The following is a 19,864-nucleotide window of genomic DNA, read 5'->3' on the forward strand; positions in this document are numbered from 1 at the left end:
GCGCGAGCAAGGGCGTCGGCCGGAACGCCCGGCCTGCCAGGGGCGGCGACGGATCATAGCGCCGCGGCCGGTCGGCTGGCCACCGGCGCGGGCCCCATGCGGTAGATCCACACCGCATGCCCGCCGTCCGGCGGCAGGCGGGCATGCGGCGTGGCCCCCGGCACCTCAAACGCCAGGCTGACCAGCCAGGTGCCCGGCGCCATTTCCGCCTGCGCCTTGGCCAAGGCGCGGGCCATGCTCTCGGGGCGCTGGAACAAATACACCATCGTGCAGCCGCTCCAGTCGGCGCGCCACAGGTCGCCCCGACGCACCTCGGCCCACGGGCAACGCAGCGCGCACAGCAGTCGCAGCGGCCAGCTCCATTCCACGCCCGCCAGCCGCGCCTGCGGATAGGCGCGGCGCAGGGCGAGCAGGCCGTCGCCCAGGCCGCAGCCGGCGTCCAGCACCCGCGCGCCCGCCGGCAGCGCCACCGCGCGGGCCAGGCTGAGCAGCGCATCGTGCGGCGTGGGAAACAGGGGTGCATCGCGCCAGGCATTGAGCGGGTACACCAGCAGCAGCAGCGCGAGCGGCACCAGCCAGGCCCAGGCCGGCACGCTGGCCGCGCCGGACAGCGCCAGCGACAGCGGAAACCCCGCCGCGATCAGCCCGCGGCGCCACCAGCCCGTGCCCAGCACGCTGGCTGCGGTGCCCACGGCGCAGGCCGCGATCAGCGCCACTACCGGCGCCGCCCGGCCCTGCAGGCCCAGGTACGCCAGCCATGCGGCGGCCCAGGCCAGGAGGGCGGGCAGGGGCCAGGGCAGTCGGTGCATGGAGGGTGGGAATCCGGTGGGGAGGGAGCAGCGCCGAGTTTAGTGAGCCGGGCGCGGGGCGTTCAACCGCAGGCCCCCCATTCCGGTGGCATCCAGACGCGACCTAAAACGATAACCAATGGGTATCAATCCATCATTTCATTTCAATTTACGGCCCGCAGGCCGCGCCCTAGGATGCCCCTCAATGCCCGGTCCATGGGCATGCATACAACAGGAGACAAACCATGTGGTGCCGCATCCCCCTGCCCGGCCTGGCCCTGGCCGCCGCCGTCCTCATCCCCCTGGGCGCCAGCGCCCAGGAATGGCCGACCCGGCCTGTCCGCATCTTGGTGGGCTCGGCCCCGGGCGGCGGCACCGACGCCATGGCCCGCGCCGTGGCCGACCGGCTGAGCCCGCTGCTCAAGCAGCCCACGGTGGTGGAAAACCGCCCCGGAGCCTCCAACACGCTGGCGGCCGATGCCACCGCCAGGTCCACCGACGGCCACACGATGGTGATGGGCGTGGTCACCGCGCACGCCATCGCCCCGCACCTCTTGAAGCTGGCCTACGACAACAACCGCGACCTGGTACCGGTGGCCTTCGTGGGCGCGGTGCCCAACGTGCTGGTGGTGACCAACGCCCTGCCCGCGCAGTCGGTCAAGGAGCTGGTGGCCCTGGCGAAGAAAGCGCCCGGCACCATCAACTTCGCCAGCAGCGGTGCGGGCAGCACGCAGCACATCGCGGCCGAGATGTTCAAGGACGCGGCCGGCATCGACCTGATGCACGTGCCGTACAAGGGCAGCGGCACCGCGCTGGTCGATCTGGTGGGCGGCCAGGTGCAGATGAGCTTCGACACCATGCCCTCGGTGCTGGGCCAGATCAAGTCCGCCAAAATGCGCGCCCTGGCCGTGACCACGCCGCAGCGCAACCCGCAGCTGCCGCAGGTGCCCACCATGGCCGAGGCCGGCCTGCCGCAGGTGGACATCAGCGCCTGGTACGGCATCTACATGCCTGCCGCCACGCCCAAGGCGGTGCAGCAGAAGGTGCACGACGCGGTGAACGAGGTGCTGGCCATGCCCGAGACGCAGACCCGCCTGGGCGCCGTCGGGGCCGAACTCAAGCCGATCTCGCAGGCCGAGTTCATCGCCTTCCAGAACGCCGAGTTCAAGCGCTACGGCGACCTCATCCGCAAGAACAACATCCGCATCGACTAGCAGGACAAGCCGCCCATGAACACGCAAGACCGCCCCGTGGTGGCCCTCACGCTCGGCGACCCCGCCGGCATCGGCCCCGAACTCATCGCCCGCCTGCTGGCCAGGCCCGAGACCGCGCAGCGGGCCAACACCGTGCTGGTGGGCGACCCCTGGCTGTGGGAGGACGGCCAGCGCATCGCCGGCGTGCAGGTTGCGACCGATGCCGTGGGCGCGCTGGCCGATGTGCGGGGCCGTGCCGGCACCGCCCGGCCCGCCTTCCTGGCCCTGGACACGGTGGCCCCGGCCGACGTGCAGCGCAGCCGCGCCGGGGCGGCCGGGGGCCGCTCGGTGCTGCAGGTGCTGGACCGCTGCATGGATGCGGCGCTGGCCGGCGACATCGACGCCATCTGCTTTGCGCCGCTGAACAAGCAGGCCATGAAGATGGGCGGCATGCAGCACGAGGACGAGCTGCACCACTTCGCGCAGCACCTGGGCGTGACCGGCTACTTCTGCGAGTTCAACACGCTGGGCGACCTGTGGACCTCGCGCATCTCCTCGCACGTGCCGCTCAAGGACGTGGCGAGCTACCTGAGCGTGGAGCGCATCCAGCAGGCGGCCGAGCTGATCTACCGCTCGCTGCTCGCCAGCGGCGTGGCGGCACCGAAGGTGGCCATTGCCGCCTTCAACCCGCACGGCGGCGACGGCGGCGTGTGCGGGCGCGAGGAGATCGACACCATCGCGCCCGCCGTGCAGGCGCTGCAGGCGCGCGACTGGCCCACGCCGACGCCCTTCCACGGCCCGTTTCCGGCCGACACCATCTTCCTGAAGGCGCAGGCCGGCGAGTACCAGGCCATCGTGACCATGTACCACGACCAGGGCCAGATCGCGATCAAGCTGCTGGGCTTCTCGCGCGGGGTCACGGTGCAGGGCGGCCTGCCGATCCCGATCACCACGCCCGCGCACGGCACGGCCTACGACATCGCCGGCCAGGGCCGGGCCAGCGCCGAAGCGACCTGGCAGGCCTTCCAGATCGCCTGCCGCATGGGCAGCGCGCAGCGCGCCAAGGCGCTGGCCGCCGCCTGACCCCCTTCCCACCATTCAGAGACACCGCCATGAAAATCCAATCCGTCCGCGCCCGTGTGTTCCAGTGGAAGGGCCAAACCGTGCCGCCGCAGGGCCACTTCTGCTCCAACGCCATGGACCTGCTGTATTCGCCGGCCGAGAGCATGAGCACCTTCCGTTTCCATGCGTGGACAGTGGTCGAGATCGAGACCGACGACGGCATCGTGGGCCTCGGCAACGTGGCACTGGCGCCGAAGATCGCCAAGGCCATCATCGACGAGTACCTCGCGCCCCTGGTCATCGGGCACGACCCGTGGGACTACGAGTACCTGTGGCAGCGCATGTACCGCAGCACGCATGCGTGGGGCCGCAAGGGCGTGGCCATGGCCGCCATCTCGGCGGTGGACCTGGCGATCTGGGACATCCTGGGCAAGAGCGTGAACAAGCCCGTGTTCAAGCTGCTGGGCGGCCGCACCAAGGAGAAGATCCCCTGCTACTACAGCAAGCTCTACCGCACCGACCTGAAGGCGATGCAGGACGAGGCGAAAACCTTCCTCGACCAGGGCTTCAAGGCCTTCAAGATGCGTTTCGGCTACGGCCCCGCGCACCTGCAGCACGGCGTGCAGGAGAACCTGAAGTCGGTCGAAGCCATCCGCGAGGTCATCGGCTACGACACCGACCTGATGCTCGAGTGCTACATGGGCTGGAACCTCGAATACGCCAAGCGCATGCTGCCCAAACTCGCGAAGTTCGAGCCGCGCTGGCTGGAGGAACCCGTGATCGCCGACGACATCGACGGCTATGCCGAACTGAACGCGATGAACATCATCCCCATTTCGGGCGGCGAGCACGAGTTCGGCCTGTACGGCTTCAAGCAGCTGCTCGACAAAAAAGCCGTGAGCGTCGTGCAGTACGACACCAACCGGGTGGGCGGCATCACCGCCGCGCACAAGATCAACGCGCTGTGCGAGGCGCATTCCGTGCCGGTGATTCCGCACGCGGGCCAGATGCACAACTACCACCTGACCATGAGCACGCTGGCCTCGCCCATGGCGGAGTACTTTCCCATCTTCGACGTGGAGGTGGGCAACGAGCTGTTCTGGTACCTCTTCGACGGCGAGCCCGTCGCGGAGAACGGCTTCCTGCAGCTCCAGGACGACGTGCCGGGCCTGGGCCTTTCGCTCAAGACCGAGTACCTCGACCAGTTCGACATCGTGGAATAGACGCGAAGGACACGCCATGCCCGGCCTCTCCAACCCCCGCTACCGCGGCATCTTCCCCGTCGCGCCCACCCCGTTCCACGAAGACGGCACGCTGGACCTGGCCAGCCAGAGGCGCTGCCTGGACTTCATGATCGACTCGGGCGTGGACGGCCTGTGCATCCTGGCCAATTTCTCCGAGCAGTTCCTGCTGTCGGACGACGAACGCGAGGTGCTGACGCGCACCGCGCTGGAACACGTCGCCGGCCGCGTGCCGGTGATCGTCACCACCACGCACACCAGCACCGCCGTCTGCGCCGCCCGCAGTCGGCGCGCGCAGGACATGGGCGCGGCGATGGTCATGGTCATGCCGCCCTACCACGGCGCCACCTTCCGCTTCGGCGAGGCGCCGGTGCGCGCCTTCTACCAGGGCGTGTCGGACGCCATCGGCATTCCCATCATGGTCCAGGACGCACCGGCGGCCGGCACGCCGCTGTCGCCCGCCTTCCTGGCCGACATGGCGACGACGATCGAGCAGGTGTGCTACTTCAAGATGGAGACGGCCGGCGCCGCCACGAAGCTGCGCGAGCTGATCGCCCTGGGCGGCGAGGCCATCGAAGGCCCGTGGGACGGCGAGGAAGCCATCACCATGCTGGCCGACCTGGAGGCCGGCGCCACCGGCGCCATGACCGGCGCGGGCTTTGCCGACGGCATCCGCCCCATCCTCCAGGCGCACCGCCAGGGCGATGCGGACGCGGCCTTCGCCCACTACCAGCGCTGGCTGCCGCTCATCAACCACGAGAACCGCCAGGCGGGCTTCCTGGCCGCCAAGGCGCTCATGAAGGAAGGCGGCGTGATCGCCTGCGAGGCGCCGCGCGCGCCCTGGCCGCCGATGCACCCCGAGGTGCGCCGCCAGCTCATCGGCATCGCGCGGCGGCTCGATCCGCTGGTGCTGCGCTGGGGGCGCTGAAAGCGCGCAAGAAAAGCGGCGATGCGCCCGCCGCGCGACCGCCAGGGCGCCGTTCGATCCACACCAAGGGAGACCAATACCATGCAACGTCGGGAGCTTCTGAAGACCGCCGGCCTTTCGCTGGCCGCATCCACCCTGGGGCCGGCCACGGTCCTCGCCCAGGCGCCGGCGGGGCGCGCGCCGCGCGAGGTGCTGCTGCTGATCGAGAAATCGAGCCACTGCATCAGCCACTACGACATCGCCAGCGGCGAGCGGCTGCACACCATCGCCCTGCCCCCGTTCCCGCACGAATTCGTGGTGGACGCGGCGCAGCGGTACGCCTACGTAGGCCACTACGGCGTGGAGACCTCGGGGCACCCGGGCCCGGGCGGCACCAGCGTGCTGCAGATCGACCTGGCCACGCGCACGCTGGCGCGCACCATCGACCTGGCGCCGTTCAACCGCCTGCACGGCATCCAGATGGACCAGTCGGGCCGCCTCTATGTGCTGAGCGAGGACCGCGCGCAGCTGGCCGTGCTGGACCGGCCCGAGACCGACACCGCCGTGCGGCGCGCAGTGCCGGTGGGCGGCATCAAGAGCCACCTGTTCGCGCTCACCCGGGACGGCCAGACGGCCTACGCGATGAACCTGCTCACGCACTCGGTGACGCAGTTCAGGCCGCACGACGCCGCGTTCACGCCCGTGGCCTGCGTGCCCGGCGACAAGCCCGAAGGCAACGTGCTCAGCGCGGACGAGCGCACGCTGTACGTCACCTGCCGCTGGAGCAACACGCTGTGCGCCATCGACACGGCCACCATGAAGGTCGTGCGCAGCGCACCCGCGCGCAACGACCCCACGCGCATCTACCGCTGCCGCGACGGCCGGCTGCTGGTGTCCCACTACGGCGACCGCAGCCTGTCCATCGTGGACCCGGCGACGCTCGCCGAGCAGGCCCACATTCCCATGGACGCGCGCCCCATCGCGGTCAGCCTGCATCCCACCCGGCCCTGGGCCTTCGTGAGCCAGGACAACGACCGGGTCGGGATCTTCCACCTGGAATCGCGCCGGTTCGAGCGCTTCATCGCCACGCAGCGCGAACCGGACGTGTCGTACATGCTGCAAGGCTGAGCGCGGCGGGGGTGGCGGGCGGGCTGCGGCATCTTCGCCACACCCGTGCGGGCAGGGTGTAACGCCGGGGCGGCGGTGCCGGCGGTGTGGATGGCGGCTTTTACAATGTCCTGTTGCCATTGCGCACAGAGCGTTACCAATGCGCCGCGCCTCCCCATCACGCCATTCCACCAAAGGTTCCTTTTGCGCCCGCCCCTCGATTCGTCCCTGCCCACCCCGGGCCCGTCTTCGGAACCGCCCCTGGTGGTGGACCTGGACGGCACGCTCATCCTGACGGACATGCTGCACGAATCGTCGCTGCAGCTGCTGCGGGACGGGCCGTGGCGCGCGCTGGCCCTGCCCGTGTGGCTGGCGCGGGGCAAGGCGGCGCTCAAGCAGGAGATCGGGCAGCGGGTGCAGATGGACGTGGCCACGCTGCCCTACAACGTGCCTTTCGTGCAGTGGCTGCGCAACCAGCACGCGGCCGGGCGGCGCACCGTGCTGTGCACGGCCTCCGACTGCTCGGTGGCGCAGGCCATCGCCGCCCACCTGGGGTGCTTCGACCAGGTCATGGCCAGCGATGGCGCCACCAACCTCGCCGGGCGGGCCAAGGCCGCCGCGCTGGTGCAGGCCTTTGGCGAGCGCGGCTTCGACTATGCCGGCAACTCGCAGGCGGACGTGCCGGTGTGGCAGGCCGCGCGCTCGGCCATCGTGGTCAATGCCTCGGGCGCCGTCACCCGGCGGGCCGAGGCGCACGGCAACGTGGCCGAACGCTTTCCCCGCGAGCCCGCGGGCCTCAAGCCCTGGCGCAAGGCCCTGCGACTGCACCAGTGGCTCAAGAACCTGCTGCTGTTCGTGCCGCTGGTGGCGGCCCACCGCGTGGCCGACGGCGAGGCCTGGGGCCTGCTGCTGGTGGCCTTCCTGGCCTTCAGCCTGTGCGCCTCGTCGGTCTACGTGGCCAACGACCTGCTCGATCTGGAAAGCGACCGCCGGCACCCGCGCAAGCGCCTGCGGCCCTTCGCCTCGGGCGCGCTGGCTGCCTGGCAGGGCGTGGCCCTGGTGCCGGTGCTCACAGCGGCGAGCTTCGCGCTGGCCTGGCAGGTGGGCCAGGGGTTCTTCGGCTGGCTGCTGGGGTACTTCGCCATCACCTGGGCGTATTCGCTCGCGCTCAAGCGCTGGGTGCTGGTCGATTGCATCGCGCTGGCGGTGCTCTACACGCTGCGCATCGTGGCGGGCGCCTACGCCATCACGCAGCCGCTGTCGTTTTGGCTGCTGGCGTTCTCGGGCTTTCTCTTCCTGTCGCTGGCCTTCGTCAAGCGCTATGCCGAGCTGATGGTGCAGCAGGCCGCGGGCAAGACGCAGGCGCACGGGCGCGGCTACCTCACCTCGGACGCACCCATCGTGCAGAACCTGGGCATCGCCGCCGGCTACACGGCCGTGGTGGTGCTGGCGCTGTACCTCAACAGCGAATCGGTGCTGCTGATGTACCGCGCGCCGGAGATGATCTGGGCCGCCGTGCCGGTGATGGTGTTCTGGGTGAGCTGGATGTGGCTGCGCGCGGTGCGCGGGCAGATGCATGACGACCCGCTGGTCTTCGCCTTCAAGGACCGCGCCAGCCTGGCCGCGGGCGCGCTGTTCAGCCTGGCGATGGTCGCCGCCGCCCTGGGACTGCCGTGGTAGCCGTGCGCTCCTGGGGCCGCCTGAGCGCCGACGACCACGATCTGCGCATCCTGGCCGAGCGCCCGCTCGCGCACCTGCCGCGCGAGCCCGGCCAGCACGGGCTGGCGTTCGGCATGGGCCGCAGCTACGGCGACGTGTGCCTGAACCCCGGCGGCGCGCTGTGGTCGCTGCGCGGGCTGGACCGCTTCATCGCCTGGGACGAAGCCACCGGCGACCTGACCTGCGAGGCCGGCATGCTGCTGCGCGACATCCAGCGCACCTTCGTGCCGCGCGGCTGGATGCTGCCCGTGACCCCGGGCACCCAGCTGGCCACCGTGGGCGGCGCCATCGCCAACGACGTGCACGGCAAGAACCACCATGTACATGGCTCCTTCGGCGACCACGTGCAGGAACTGCGGCTGCTGCGCACCGACGGGCTGTCGATCCGCTGCGGCCCGCAGCTGCACCCCGACTGGTTCGCAGCCACGGTGGGCGGCCTGGGCCTGACCGGCGTGGTCACCCAGGCCACGCTGCGGCTGCGGCGGGTGCCCGGCCCCTGGCTGGACACCGAAACCCTGCCCTACGGCTCGCTGGGCGAGTTCTTCGCCCTCGCCGATGCCTCCGAGGCCGGCTGGGAGCACACCGTCTCGTGGATCGACTGCCTCTCGGGCGCCCGGGCCGGCGCCACGCGCGGCATCTTCCTGCGCGCCAATGCCGCCGCGCCCGAATCCCAGCACGGCCCCGCCCCGAAGGACCGCCAGCGCACCGTGCCGTTCGCGCCGCCCGTCTCGCTGGTCAACCGCCTGAGCCTGCGCCCCTTCAACGCGGCGTACTACCACCTGAACCGCCGTCGCGCCGGCCGCGCGCTTCAGCACTACGAACCGTTCTCCTACCCGCTGGACAACCTGCAGGAATGGAACCGCATCTACGGCCGCCGGGGCTTCTACCAGTACCAGTGCGTGGTGCCCCGCCCGCACGGCCCCGATGCCGTGGGCGCCCTGCTGCGCGAGATCACCGCGTCGGGCCAGGGCAGCTTCCTGGGCGTGCTCAAGACGTTCGGCGACCGCGAATCGGTGGGCCTGCTGAGCTTTCCGCAGCCGGGCGTCACGCTGGCGCTCGACTTTCCCAACCTCGGCGAGCGCACGCTGCGGCTGTTCGACCGGCTCGATGCCGTCGTGGCCGAGGCCGGCGGGCGCCTTTACCCCGCCAAGGACGCGCGCATGCCGCGCGCCCTGTTCGAGGCCGGCTACCCGAAGCTCGCCCAATTCCTTCCGTACCGCGACCCGAACATCCGGTCCGCGATGTCGCGGCGCCTGATGGGCGACTGACCTGCGGCTTTTTCTCCAAGACAAGAACGAACTCACCGCCAACATGCAGAACAACAACGCCAGCAACGCACCGCAGACCCTCGTGATCGTCGGCGCCACCTCGCTGATCGCGCAGCACTGCGCGCGCCAATGGCTGCAGGCCGGCGGCATCGGCCGCGTGGTGCTCGTGGGGCGCGACGCGGCCCGCCTGCAGGGCGTGGCCGACGACCTGCAGGTGCGCCAGCCCCAGGCCCGCATCGACGTGATGGCCGGCGACGTGACGCAGGCGGCCTCCATCGCCGCGCTGGTGCAGCACCTGGTGGCGCAGGGCGTGCCGGACACCGTGCTCATCGCCCACGGCAGCCTGCCCGACCAGGCCCGGTGCCAGGGCGATCTGGCCAGCGCCGAGCAGGCCATGGCCGTCAACGGCCTGTCACCCGCGCTGTGCGCAGAGGCGTTCGCCGGAGCGATGCAGGTGGCGGGGCGGGGCACGATCGGCATCATCGGTTCGGTGGCCGGCGACCGCGGCCGCAAATCCAACTACGTGTACGGCGCCGCCAAGGGCCTGGTGGAGCGCTACGCCGAAGGCCTGCAGCACCGCCTGGCGGGCTCGGGCGTGAAGGTGGTGCTCATCAAGCCGGGCCCCACCGACACGCCGATGACGGCGCACCTCAAGGCGCGCGGCGCCAAGCTCGCCAGCGTGGAGCAGGTGGCCCAGGCGGTGGTGCGCGGCATGGCCCGCGGCACGCCCGTGGTCTATGCCCCGGCGAAATGGGCGCTCATCATGGCCGTGATCCGCAACCTGCCGCGCGCGGTCTTCCACAAGATGGACATCTGACCCATGCCATGGACCCATGAACGCCGCCGCCTCTGGGCGGCGGTGGCCCTTGCGGGCTATGCCACGCTCTTTGCCCTGGTGACGGCCGTGGCGGCTTGGCGCACCTTCACGTCCGTGCCGATCTGGGACATGTGGGGCGCACTGGAGTTCTATGCCGACGTGCGCGATGGCGCCGGCTGGCAGGCGTGGTGGCGGCTCTTCAACGAGCACCGCATCGTGCTGTCCAAGGCCTTGTTCTGGATGGAATACCGCTGGTTCGGCGGCACCCAGGCCTTCCTGATCGCGGTCAACTACCTGCTGGTGGCGGGCAGCATCGCCACCTTCTGGGCCTTCCTGAAGGCGCGCCTGGGGCCGATGACCCGCACGGCGTCGGTGGCGGCCCTAGCGCTGCTGTCCGTCTGGCTGCTGTCGTGGGTGCAGCAGGAAAACCTCACCTGGGCGTTCCAGAGCCAGTTCTTCCTGGCCCAGTGGCTGCCGCTGGCCGGGCTGTACTGCCTGTACCGCGCCACGCAGGCGCCGCAGGACGTGGGCTGGTTCGCCGGCGGCTGCGCCCTGGGCGTGCTGAGCATCGGCACCATGGCCAACGGCATCATGGCGCTGCCCATGATGGCGCTCTACGCCGCCGTGGCGCGCATGGGCTGGCGCCGCGTGGCGCTGCTGGCGCTGCTGGGCGCCGTGGGCATCGGCGTGTACATGGCGGACTTCGCCGCGCCGACGCCCCGCCCCGGCCTGCTGGCCATGCTGCAGAGCCGGCCGCTGGGCCTGCTGCAGTACACGCTGCAATACCTGGGCAGCCCGTTCCAGCACCTGGCGCGCAAGATGGAGACGATGTGGATCAGCCAGGCCTTCGGCGTGCTGTTCACCGTGCTGGCGCTGGCTCGCCTGGTGCCCGCGCTGCGCGCCCCGCGCACGCACACGCTGGAGCTGTCGCTGCTCACCTTCGTGGCCTTCGTGGCGGGCATCGCCTTCGCCACCGCCAGCGGCCGGCTGCAGTTCAGCATGGAGGGCTCGCTGGCCAGCCGGTACACCACGCCCACGATGATGGCCTGGGCCGCCCTGGGGGTGCTGTACGCCCCGCGTGTGCTGGCCCTGCGCGGCCTCGCGCGCGCCGGCGCCGCCGTGCTGCTGGTGGTCGTGCTGGTGCAGATGCTGTCGGTGCAGCTGCGCGAGACCCGGCGCAGCGATGTCGCGCACCTGCGCATGACCGGCGCGCTGGCGCTGGCGATGGGCGTGCACGACGAGCGGCGCATCGGCATGCTGATCTGGGACCGGGCCCTGGGCGAGCGCATCGTCGCCAAGGCCCGCCAGCACGGCCACTCGATCTTCGGCCGGCCGCCGCTCGCCGACGCCGCCACGGCCCTGGGCTCGCACACGGACGTGCCGCCCGCCCGTTGCACGGCCTTCGTGGACTGGGTGCAGCGCGTGCCCGGCGACCCGCGCTTCGTCTCGGTGAGCGGCGCGCTGCTGCCCTCCGAAGGCGACGCGCCGCCGCCATCGATGCGCCTCGTCGCGCCCGATGGCACCGTGGTGGGCCTGGGCGTTCCCCACCGCTGGCGCAAGCTGGGCGCGCCCGGCGGCCCCCATGCGCCCGCACGCTACCTGACCTTCACCGCCTACCTGCAGGCCGCGCCCGAGGCGCTGCCCACCGCCGTGACCCTGACCGCACCCGGCACCGACTGCTCGGTGGCCCTGCAGATACCGGCGCCGCAATGAGCGCCACGAACCCGCCGAGAAAAACCAACACCATGAAGAACGCCAAAATCATCCTGCCGGGAGGCGCCGGCCTCGTGGGCCAGAACCTCGTGGCCCACTTGAAGCTGCACGGCTATCACAACCTCGTCGTGCTGGACAAGCACGCGAGCAACCTCGCCATCCTGCGCCAAGTGCACCCCGACATCGTGGCCGAGGACGCCGACCTGGCCGAGCCCGGCGCGTGGGAGCGCCACTTCGAGGGCGCGGACGTGGTGGTCATGCTGCAGGCGCAGATCGGCGCGCCGCAGGCCGACCCGTTCGTGCGCAACAACCTCACCTCCACCGGCCGCATCCTCGATCTGATCCAGCGCCACCGCATCCCGCAGACCGTGCACATCAGCTCCTCGGTGGTCGAGTCGGTCGCCCAGGACCACTACACCGAGACCAAGCGCGCGCAGGAAAAGATGGTGCTGGACAGCGGCATTCCCTGCGTGGTGCTGCGGCCCACGCTGATGTTCGGCTGGTTCGACCGCAAGCACCTGGGCTGGCTGTCGCGCTTCATGCGCAAGGTGCCGGTGTTCCCCATACCGGGCAGCGGCCGCTACATGCGCCAGCCGCTGTACGCGGCGGACTTCTGCCGCATCATCGTGCGCTGCATCGAGGAGCGCCGCGTGGGCGGCGTGTTCAACATCACGGGGCTGGAGAAGGTGGACTACATCGACATCATTCGCCAGATCAAGGCCGCCACGGGCGCGGGCGCCTGGATCGTGAAGATCCCCTACGGCCTCTTCTACCTGCTGCTCAAGGTGTGGGCGCTGTTCGACAAGGACCCGCCGTTCACCGCCGACCAGCTCAAGGCGCTGGTGGCCCACGACGAGTTCGAGGTGATCGACTGGCCCGGCATCTTCGGCGTGCGCGCCACGCCCTTCGCCGAGGCCATCCACGAAACCTTCAACCACCCGGAATACAGCCGCGTGGTGCTGGAGTTCTGATGAGCGCGCAGACCCCCTCTCCTTCCGCATCCACGGCCGCTGCGCCGGGCCAACGCATCGCCGTGCTGGGCGCCGGCCCCATGGGCCTGGCCGTGGCCTACCAGCTCGCGCGCGACGGCCACCGGCCCGTGATCTTCGAGGCCGACGACCGCGTGGGCGGCATGACCGCGATGTTCGACTTCGACGGCCTGCCCATCGAGCGCTACTACCACTTCCACTGCACCTCCGACCACGCCTTCCTGCAGATGCTCGACGAGCTGGGGCTTTCGGACCGGATGCGCTGGCGCGCCACGCGCATGGGCTACTGGTTCCAAAAGCGCCTGCAGCCCTGGGGCAACCCGGTGGCGCTGCTGCGCTTTCAGGGTCTGGGCCTGGTCGCCAAGTTCCGCTACGGCCTGCACGCGTTCCTGTCCACGAAGCGCACCGACTGGAAGCCGCTCGACGGCGAAGAGGCCACGGGCTGGATCCGCCGCTGGGTGGGCAAGGAGGCCTACGAGGTGCTGTGGCGGCGCCTGTTCGACTACAAGTTCTACGACCATGCCGGCAACCTGTCCGCCGCGTGGATCTGGAGCCGCATCCGCCGCATCGGCCGCTCGCGCTACAGCCTGATGCGCGAAAAGCTCGGCCACCTCGATGGCGGTTCGGCCACGCTGCTGGACGGCATGGTGGCCGACATCCAGCGCCACGGCGGCGAGATCCGCCTGTCCACGCCCGTCACCCGCGTGCGCATGGACGCCACGCGCGTGCAGGGCGTGGAGACCGCCCAGGGCTTCGAGGCCTTCGACAAGGTGGTGAGCACCATCCCCCTGCCCTACGTGCCGCGCACCATGCCCGACCTCCCGCCCGCGCTGCTGGCGCAGTACGGCGCGCTGCAGAACATCGCCGTGGTCTGCGTGATCGCCAAGCTGCGCCAGCCGCTGACCGAGAACTTCTGGCTCAACGTGAACGATCCGGACATGGACATTCCTGGCCTGGTCGAATACAGCAACCTGCGCCCGCTGGCGGAGTCGGTGGTGTACGTGCCGTTCTACATGCCCGGCGAGCACCCCAAGTTCGCCGAGCCCGACGCGGCCTTCCTCGACAAGGTGCGCCGCTACCTGAAGGCCATCAACCCGAAACTGCAGGACAGCGACTTCCTGGCCCTGCGCGCCAGCCGCTACCGCTACGCCCAGCCCATCTGCCCGCCCAACTACCTGGACAGCCTGCCGCCCGTGCAGCTGCCCGTGCGCGGCCTGTGGGTGGCCGACACGTCCTACTACTACCCCGAGGACCGCGGCATCTCCGAGAGCATCGGCTTCGGGCGCCAGATGGCCGCGCAGGCGGCTGCGGCACCGGTCTAGGCCCCGCATGCTCGCGCAGTTCCGCTCCCGGCAGTTCGTGGCCTTCCTGGTGACGGGCGGCCTGGCCGCGCTCGCCAACTTCATCGCGCGCATCGTGCTCAACCAGTGGATGCCGTTTTCCTACGCCGTGGTGCTGGCCTACGGCGTGGGCATGGTCACGGCCTTCCTGCTGGCGCGCGCCTTCGTGTTCCAGGGCAGCCAGCAGTCGGTGCGCAAGTCCGCCGCGTTCTTCGTGCTGGTGAACCTCGTGGCGGTGGCGCAGACCTGGGCCGTGAGCCTGCTGCTGGCGCGCCAGGTGCTGCCCGCCCTGGGCGTGACCGCCTTCGTGCCCGAGATCGCCCATGCCGTGGGCGTGGCGGTGCCGGTGTTCACGAGCTACCTGGGCCACAAGCGCTGGTCCTTCGCCGACCGCGCATGAAGCCCGGCCACGCCGTCGCCGCGGCCGGGGCCTGCACGGCGGCCTACGTGGCCGCCCTGGTGTGGGCCGACGCTCGCAACCAGGTCTTCGCGCAACTGCCGCAGGTGCTCGCCTGGATGCCCTCGATGGCGGCGGTCGCCTTCGCCTCGTACCTGCTGCGCTACCTGCGCTGGCGCTGGCTGCTGGCCCGCGCGGGGCACGCCGTGCCCTGGGGTGCGGGCTTTCTGGCCTACCTCTCGGGCTTCGCCTTCACCGCCACCCCCGGCAAGGTGGGCGAGCTGGTGCGCGTGCGCTACTTCGCGCGCGCCGGCGTGCCGGCGGCGCGCACCGTCTCGGCCTTCGTGTACGAGCGCGCGTTCGACCTGCTGTGCGTGGTGCTGCTGGCGGCGCTGGCCATCCCCGCGCTGCCGCTGTTCGCGGTGCTGGTGGCGTTCGTGGCGGGCATGATCGGCGCCGTCGTGCTGGTGGCGGCACGGCCCGCATGGCTGCTGCGCGGTGCCGCCCGGCTGCGCCGCCGCGGCTGGCCGCGCCTGTCGCGCGCGGTGCGGGCCCTGGCGCTGGGATTGGCCGGCTGCAAGGCGTGGCTGCACCCGCTGGACCTGGGGATTTCGCTGGGCCTGGGCCTGGCCGCGTGGGGCCTGGTGGCGCTGTCGTTCGCCTGGCTGCTGCGCGGACTGGGCATGGGGCTGCCGTGGCGCGCCGCCGCCTCCCTCTACCCCACCGCCATGCTGGCCGGCGCCGCGTCCATGCTGCCGGCTGGCATCGGAACCACCGAGGCCACCGTGGTCGCCCTGCTGGCGCTGCACGCCGTGCCGCTGGGCCTGGCCACGCTGGCGGCCGTGGGCATCCGCATGGCTACGCTGTGGTTCGCCGTGCTGTGCGGCTTCGTGGCCATCGGCGTGCTGGAGCGCCGGGGCGCCCCCTGGGGCCACGGCGAGCCCCCTTGCTGAACGCCGCGAGCGGGCGCTACGGCGCCGCGCTCCACGCGGCACGGCGATGGATGCCCGCTCACGGCGGTGGATACTGCGCCGCGGTGCGCTGGACCTCCACGCTGTTGAGCGCCTGGCGCCGCAGCAGATAGTTCAGTCCCCAGCCGTCGGCGGTCTGGCGGCTGCGTTCGCGCACGATGTGCGTGAGCGGGCGGAACGTGGCCGGCCCCTGCACCACCTGGTCGATGAGCGCCGTGGCCCCTTGCGCATAGGCCTGCCCGTCGCCCCGCTCGCGCGCCAGCGACCGCGACAGCGCCAGCCCGTCGATCCACGCAGCAGCCTGGCCACGCATCGAATAGTTGATGTTGTACTGGCAGATGCCGCTGGTCTCGCCCAGGTGCTCCAGGTCGGCCTCGAACGCCTCCAGGCGGGCCTGCGCCAGGGCGCGGTTGGCGGGCGTGTCCTTGTCGCCGTGCTCATCGGCCTGCAAGGTTTCCAGGCAGCGCTCCAGCCAGCGCTCGCGGTTGAGCCTCAACTCCTCCAGAATTTCGCGGGGACTCGCATAGTGCCGGTCGATGTCCGCATCCTGGCGCCCGTTGATGGTGAAGGGCGACAGTCCGTGGCGCTCCAGTTGCACGTAAAGCTCGCGGCTGGCGTCGATGAAGCCCGGGTTCGCGGCCCCGCGCACCGTTCCGTACCTGGCCTTGACCTGCTCGGCGCCTTGCGCGTCGACCGTGCGTTCCGTGCCGATGGGCTGGTTGGCCAGGAAGGCCGGCAGGCCGGCGGAGACCGTGGCGTTCATGGCCACCGTCTGCTTCGCGGTGCTGCCCTTGTCGCCGGACACGGTGACGCTGCCCAGTCGCTCGTCGGTCCAGTTGCTCGTGCGCTCCATCCGCCCCACCACGCCGAGCGTGCCGCCCGCGCCCAGCGAGACCGCCTTCTGGCGCGAAGGCGCCTTGCCCCCTGCGAGGGTCGCGGCCGCGCGCATCTCGCCCGCCGTGGTGCGGGCACCGGAGGTGAACTCGGAGATCGAGATCGACGGGCAGCGCGCCAGCAGGGCCTCCATGGGTCCGGCATAGCCTGGGCCCTTGGTGGCGGGGATGCGGTCCCAGCGTGCCAGGCTGTTCACCGCCTCGGCCATGTGGGCCTTCATCGTCTCCTCCTGGTCGCGCCGGCGCAAAAAGCGCAGCAGCGTGGCCTCGCTGGCGGCCTGCTGCCGGCTGCCCTTGGTGCGCACGCCCAGGGCCGCCGTGAACAGCTTCTTGAACCTCCAGCGCGGGCCCACGTTTGCCCGCGCGTCCACGGCGTGCGTCACCGTCTCGCCGAACGACAGCTCCATGCCGATGAGCGGCATGAACAACTGCACGTAGGCCTCGTCCTTGCGCGAATAGTTGGCCTGCACGTCCAGCAGTAGCTTCTCCACCGGCGGCGCATAGGGCAGGAGCGGCACGCCCACTCCGGCCGTGCCGCCGCCGGCGAGCTTGATGCGCTGGCGCAGCTGAAAGCCCTCGATCATGGGCTGCAGGAAGTCCGCGACATCCTGCGGATCGTCGAACACCCGCGTGCGGGCAGCTTCCACGCTGGCCTGCATCTCGCCCAGGCCGAGCGCCTCGTGCAACGCCTCGGCCACGCCCTCGGGAAGCTCGGGGCCGGAAGGCGACAACAGCATCTGCACCGCGCACGCCAACGCCTCCCCGGCGGTGGCGCCTTTCCTGGCCATCTCTTCGAACAGGGGGGGCAGTTTCGGCGGCCTGGGGGTTCGGCCCAGCGCCCCGCGCCAGCCCTTCCTGGCGGGAGGGGCTGCCGGGTCCAGCGACTGCGCGGCCGCCGCCCGGATGGCGTCGAAATCCCGCCGGCCCAGCCGCGCCTGGCTCACGTGGTCGCCAGGGTAGTGCGCGATGTGGTGGGCCAACGCCTGCACCGCGGCCTCGAAGCCACGCGCCTCGTCGGCAGCCCCGGGGTCCACGGCCGCGGCCTGGTGCCAGCCGGCCTGCGCCAGCTCGAGCAGCCGCTCGGCCGACTGCCGCACCTGGGCGTCGGCCCGCAGCCGCTGCGTGGGAATGCCGAAGGCCTCCGACTGGTCGGTCGCCATGGCGATGTTCTTGGGGCTGAAGGGGGTCTTGCCCTTGGAGGGCAGCAGGGTCTCGGCCAGGGTGCGCTGCGTCTGGTCGATGCGCTGCACCCACTCGCGCGTGAGCTTGAGCATGCGCTCGTTCTGCCGGTCGTACGGACTGCCGGGCGCATTGGAGACGTAGCCGTTGCGCACCGCGTTGTAGGCGCCGAGCGCCACGTCGGTGAAGTCGTCCACCGGCAGCCCGCGGGCATGGTGCACGGCCACGTCGCGGGCCTGGGCGAGCCACTCGCGCACGGCAGGGTCGGGCTCGCCGGCCGCGGCCGCATCCGCGCGCCAGCAGGTGCGCATCGCATGCAGCGCGGCGCCTTCGAGCGCGGGTTGGCCGGCGGGCCCGAGCCCGTGCAGCAACTCCGCGCCGCGCGGCTTTTCCGCGACCCTGCGGAACAGGGCCCGCACGTCCGCATCGGCGCTCGACGAGGACGAGGCGGGGTCGGGGGCGCGGTCCCCCGGCTGCGGCATCCAGTCCAGCGTGGGACGCTCGCGCATCGCGGCGAGCATGCCGGTGGCGCGGGCCGCGTCGCCCTGCGCCACCATGGACAGCGCCAGGGACCATTGCTCGACCGCCACCGCCCGGGGCAAGGCATCCTTGGGCATGTCCTGCGGCAAGCCGGCCACGGTGCTTCGCAGGCCCTCGCCGAGCGCCAGGGCCTCGGGTGACTCGGCAAAGCCGGGCGGGTGCTGGTAAATGCCTTCCAGCGTCTCCTGCTCCTGCGCCTCGCAGAGCACGCGGGTCTGCTCCAGGGCGTCCACGGCGGCCTGGGCGACCTCGCGGGCCTTGGCCAGCGCCTGGGCCACGGCCCGCTGCGACGCCGCCACCGCATCGTGGGGTGCCGGGGCGGCGGGCGGCGGCGCGGCGTGGCCCTTGCGGCGATGGCGCAGGCCGGGCGCCGGCGTCTGTGATGGCGTCTGTGATGGCGTCTCTGACGGCGTCTGTGCCTGCGCCACCGGCTCCTGCGGCATCCCCTCGCCGGCCGTCGCAAGCACCCGCTCCGCCAGCAGGGTCTGGTGCCGTTCGATCTCCTGCACGGCGAACTTGGCCGCATCGGCCTGCGTCTTGGCATGCAGCCATTGCCCCGCCGCGCCCACCAGGCCGGGGTTCACCCGAAGGGCCTGCGCCGGTGGCTCCGTGCGATCGCGGCGGCGGCCAGGCTGGCGCACCTCGGCGTGGGTATCCAGCGTTTTCAGATCGTCCAGGGTCTTGGGACGGATGCAGGGCATCACCCAGGACGCCACCCGGTGCGCGCGGCTGCGGGCCGGCCGCTTTTCCAGCGGAAAGGCCGGCTGTTCCATGCGCGCCAGAATGTCCTGTGCCGCCTGGGCGGTCTTCTGCCCGAACGCGGGCAAGGACAGTTCCTCGGCAGGGCCGTGTTCCGGCAACGCGGGCGCCGCGTTGCGCAGCGGGCCATCGCCCGAACGCACACCAGTCAGCGGCCCGAGACCCGCCGAAACGCTCCAGGGGCGCGCCGTGGCCTGCGCCAGCAGGCCCGTGGTGGGCGGCTTTGCGCCGGAAAGCACCGCTGCAGGCGGCAGGAAGGCGTATGGCGATCGCTCGGGCGTGACGGCGGACCCGGGACGCGCTGGTGAACCATCGGGGGATGCCGGCGTGATTTCGGGCTCCGGGGACTCCAAGGCGCCACCGGGCGGGGGCTCGGCCAGCAGGTCCGCCAATGTCATACGCGTGCGCGCCGTCGCAATGCTCTGAAGCGGGTCCAGGGATTCGCCGTCCTGCGCGCCGGCGTCGCTCGCGTCGCCGCGCACCGGGCTGTCGTCGGCCGGCTCTGCGGAGGGCGATGCCGGGGCGATCCCGGACCCACGGCCCGGCGATTCCTCGTGGGCCCCCGGCGCGGCCAGCAGGTCCGCCAGGGTCGTGCGTGCGCGGGGCTTGGGATCGCTCCGAGGCGGCTCCAGGGGTTCGCTGGCCTGCGTGCCGGCATCGCTGGTGCCGTCGTCCACCGGGGTGTCGGCGGCCGGCCCCTCGGGAGGCGAGGCCGGGGCAATCTCGGGCCCACGGCCTGGAGATTCCTCGTGGGCCACGGGCGTGGCCAGCAGGTCCGCCAGGGTGGTGCGCGCACGCGCCGTCGGGACGCGCTGAAGGGGGTCGTGCGCAGCGCTGGTCGCCACAACGGCATCCGCGCCGCCTTGGCGGACCGTCGTTTCGGCGGCCGGCCCTTCGGACGGATGCGCCGGGGCGGGTCCGGATGCGCGGGCCGGGGAAGGTCCGTGGTCGGGCGATTGGGCCAGCAAGTCCGCCAGGGTC

The 19,864-nt window shown here is 71.5% G+C and carries 15 protein-coding genes; 13 read left to right on the forward strand and 2 right to left on the reverse strand.

Going from position 1 to position 19,864, the window contains the following annotated elements:
- Positions 1–53 precede the first annotated feature (53 nt).
- The gene (locus M5C96_RS26090) at positions 54–809 is read right to left on the reverse strand and encodes a class I SAM-dependent methyltransferase (protein ID WP_272566259.1); all 756 of its coding nucleotides are present in this window, start codon (positions 807–809) and stop codon (positions 54–56) included.
- A 224-nt stretch (positions 810–1,033) separates the two neighbouring features.
- Between M5C96_RS26090 and M5C96_RS26095 the strand changes: the two genes are divergently transcribed.
- From M5C96_RS26095 to M5C96_RS26155, 13 genes are all read left to right on the forward strand, one after another.
- On the forward strand, positions 1,034–2,002 hold the full coding sequence (locus tag M5C96_RS26095) for a Bug family tripartite tricarboxylate transporter substrate binding protein (protein WP_272566260.1): 969 nt from the start codon (positions 1,034–1,036) through the stop codon (positions 2,000–2,002).
- A gap of 15 nt (positions 2,003–2,017) precedes the next feature.
- On the forward strand, positions 2,018–3,064 hold the full coding sequence (locus tag M5C96_RS26100; RefSeq protein WP_272566261.1) for a 4-hydroxythreonine-4-phosphate dehydrogenase PdxA: 1,047 nt from the start codon (positions 2,018–2,020) through the stop codon (positions 3,062–3,064).
- Between the two features lie 29 nt (positions 3,065–3,093).
- Positions 3,094–4,266, forward strand: a complete 1,173-nt coding sequence (locus tag M5C96_RS26105) for an L-rhamnonate dehydratase (protein WP_272566262.1) — start codon at positions 3,094–3,096, stop codon at positions 4,264–4,266.
- 16 nt (positions 4,267–4,282) lie between these two features.
- The gene (locus M5C96_RS26110) at positions 4,283–5,212 is read left to right on the forward strand and encodes a dihydrodipicolinate synthase family protein (RefSeq protein WP_272566263.1); all 930 of its coding nucleotides are present in this window, start codon (positions 4,283–4,285) and stop codon (positions 5,210–5,212) included.
- Between the two features lie 81 nt (positions 5,213–5,293).
- Positions 5,294–6,319 (forward strand): YncE family protein, encoded by a 1,026-nt coding sequence (locus tag M5C96_RS26115; RefSeq protein WP_272566264.1) that lies wholly within the window; start codon positions 5,294–5,296, stop codon positions 6,317–6,319.
- A gap of 279 nt (positions 6,320–6,598) precedes the next feature.
- Positions 6,599–7,978 (forward strand): UbiA family prenyltransferase, encoded by a 1,380-nt coding sequence (locus M5C96_RS26120; protein WP_272569848.1) that lies wholly within the window; start codon positions 6,599–6,601, stop codon positions 7,976–7,978.
- A complete protein-coding gene (locus tag M5C96_RS26125; RefSeq protein ID WP_272566265.1) occupies positions 7,972–9,285 on the forward strand; it encodes an FAD-binding oxidoreductase in 1,314 nt (437 codons plus the stop codon). The genes M5C96_RS26120 and M5C96_RS26125 overlap by 7 nt, the downstream gene beginning before the upstream one ends.
- A gap of 43 nt (positions 9,286–9,328) precedes the next feature.
- Positions 9,329–10,102, forward strand: coding sequence for an SDR family NAD(P)-dependent oxidoreductase (locus tag M5C96_RS26130; RefSeq protein WP_272566266.1), 774 nt, complete (start codon positions 9,329–9,331; stop codon positions 10,100–10,102).
- 3 nt (positions 10,103–10,105) lie between these two features.
- A complete protein-coding gene (locus M5C96_RS26135; protein WP_272566267.1) occupies positions 10,106–11,815 on the forward strand; it encodes a hypothetical protein in 1,710 nt (569 codons plus the stop codon).
- A gap of 32 nt (positions 11,816–11,847) precedes the next feature.
- Positions 11,848–12,786 (forward strand): NAD-dependent epimerase/dehydratase family protein, encoded by a 939-nt coding sequence (locus M5C96_RS26140; protein ID WP_272566268.1) that lies wholly within the window; start codon positions 11,848–11,850, stop codon positions 12,784–12,786.
- Entirely contained in the window at positions 12,786–14,126 is a 1,341-nt protein-coding gene (locus M5C96_RS26145; RefSeq protein WP_272566269.1) for an NAD(P)/FAD-dependent oxidoreductase, read from the forward strand. Before M5C96_RS26140 ends, M5C96_RS26145 begins: the two co-directional genes overlap by 1 nt.
- A 7-nt stretch (positions 14,127–14,133) precedes the next feature.
- On the forward strand, positions 14,134–14,544 hold the full coding sequence (locus M5C96_RS26150) for a GtrA family protein (protein ID WP_272566270.1): 411 nt from the start codon (positions 14,134–14,136) through the stop codon (positions 14,542–14,544).
- Entirely contained in the window at positions 14,541–15,494 is a 954-nt protein-coding gene (locus tag M5C96_RS26155; RefSeq protein WP_272566271.1) for a lysylphosphatidylglycerol synthase transmembrane domain-containing protein, read from the forward strand. Before M5C96_RS26150 ends, M5C96_RS26155 begins: the two co-directional genes overlap by 4 nt.
- A 58-nt stretch (positions 15,495–15,552) precedes the next feature.
- Here M5C96_RS26155 and M5C96_RS26160 read toward each other — a convergent pair whose 3' ends face one another.
- On the reverse strand, positions 15,553–19,728 hold the full coding sequence (locus tag M5C96_RS26160; protein WP_272566272.1) for a hypothetical protein: 4,176 nt from the start codon (positions 19,726–19,728) through the stop codon (positions 15,553–15,555).
- Positions 19,729–19,864: the final 136 nt, after the last annotated feature.

Origin of the sequence: Acidovorax sp. GBBC 1281 (assembly GCF_028473645.1) — a bacterium.
Classification (GTDB): Bacteria; Pseudomonadota; Gammaproteobacteria; order Burkholderiales; family Burkholderiaceae_C; genus Paracidovorax.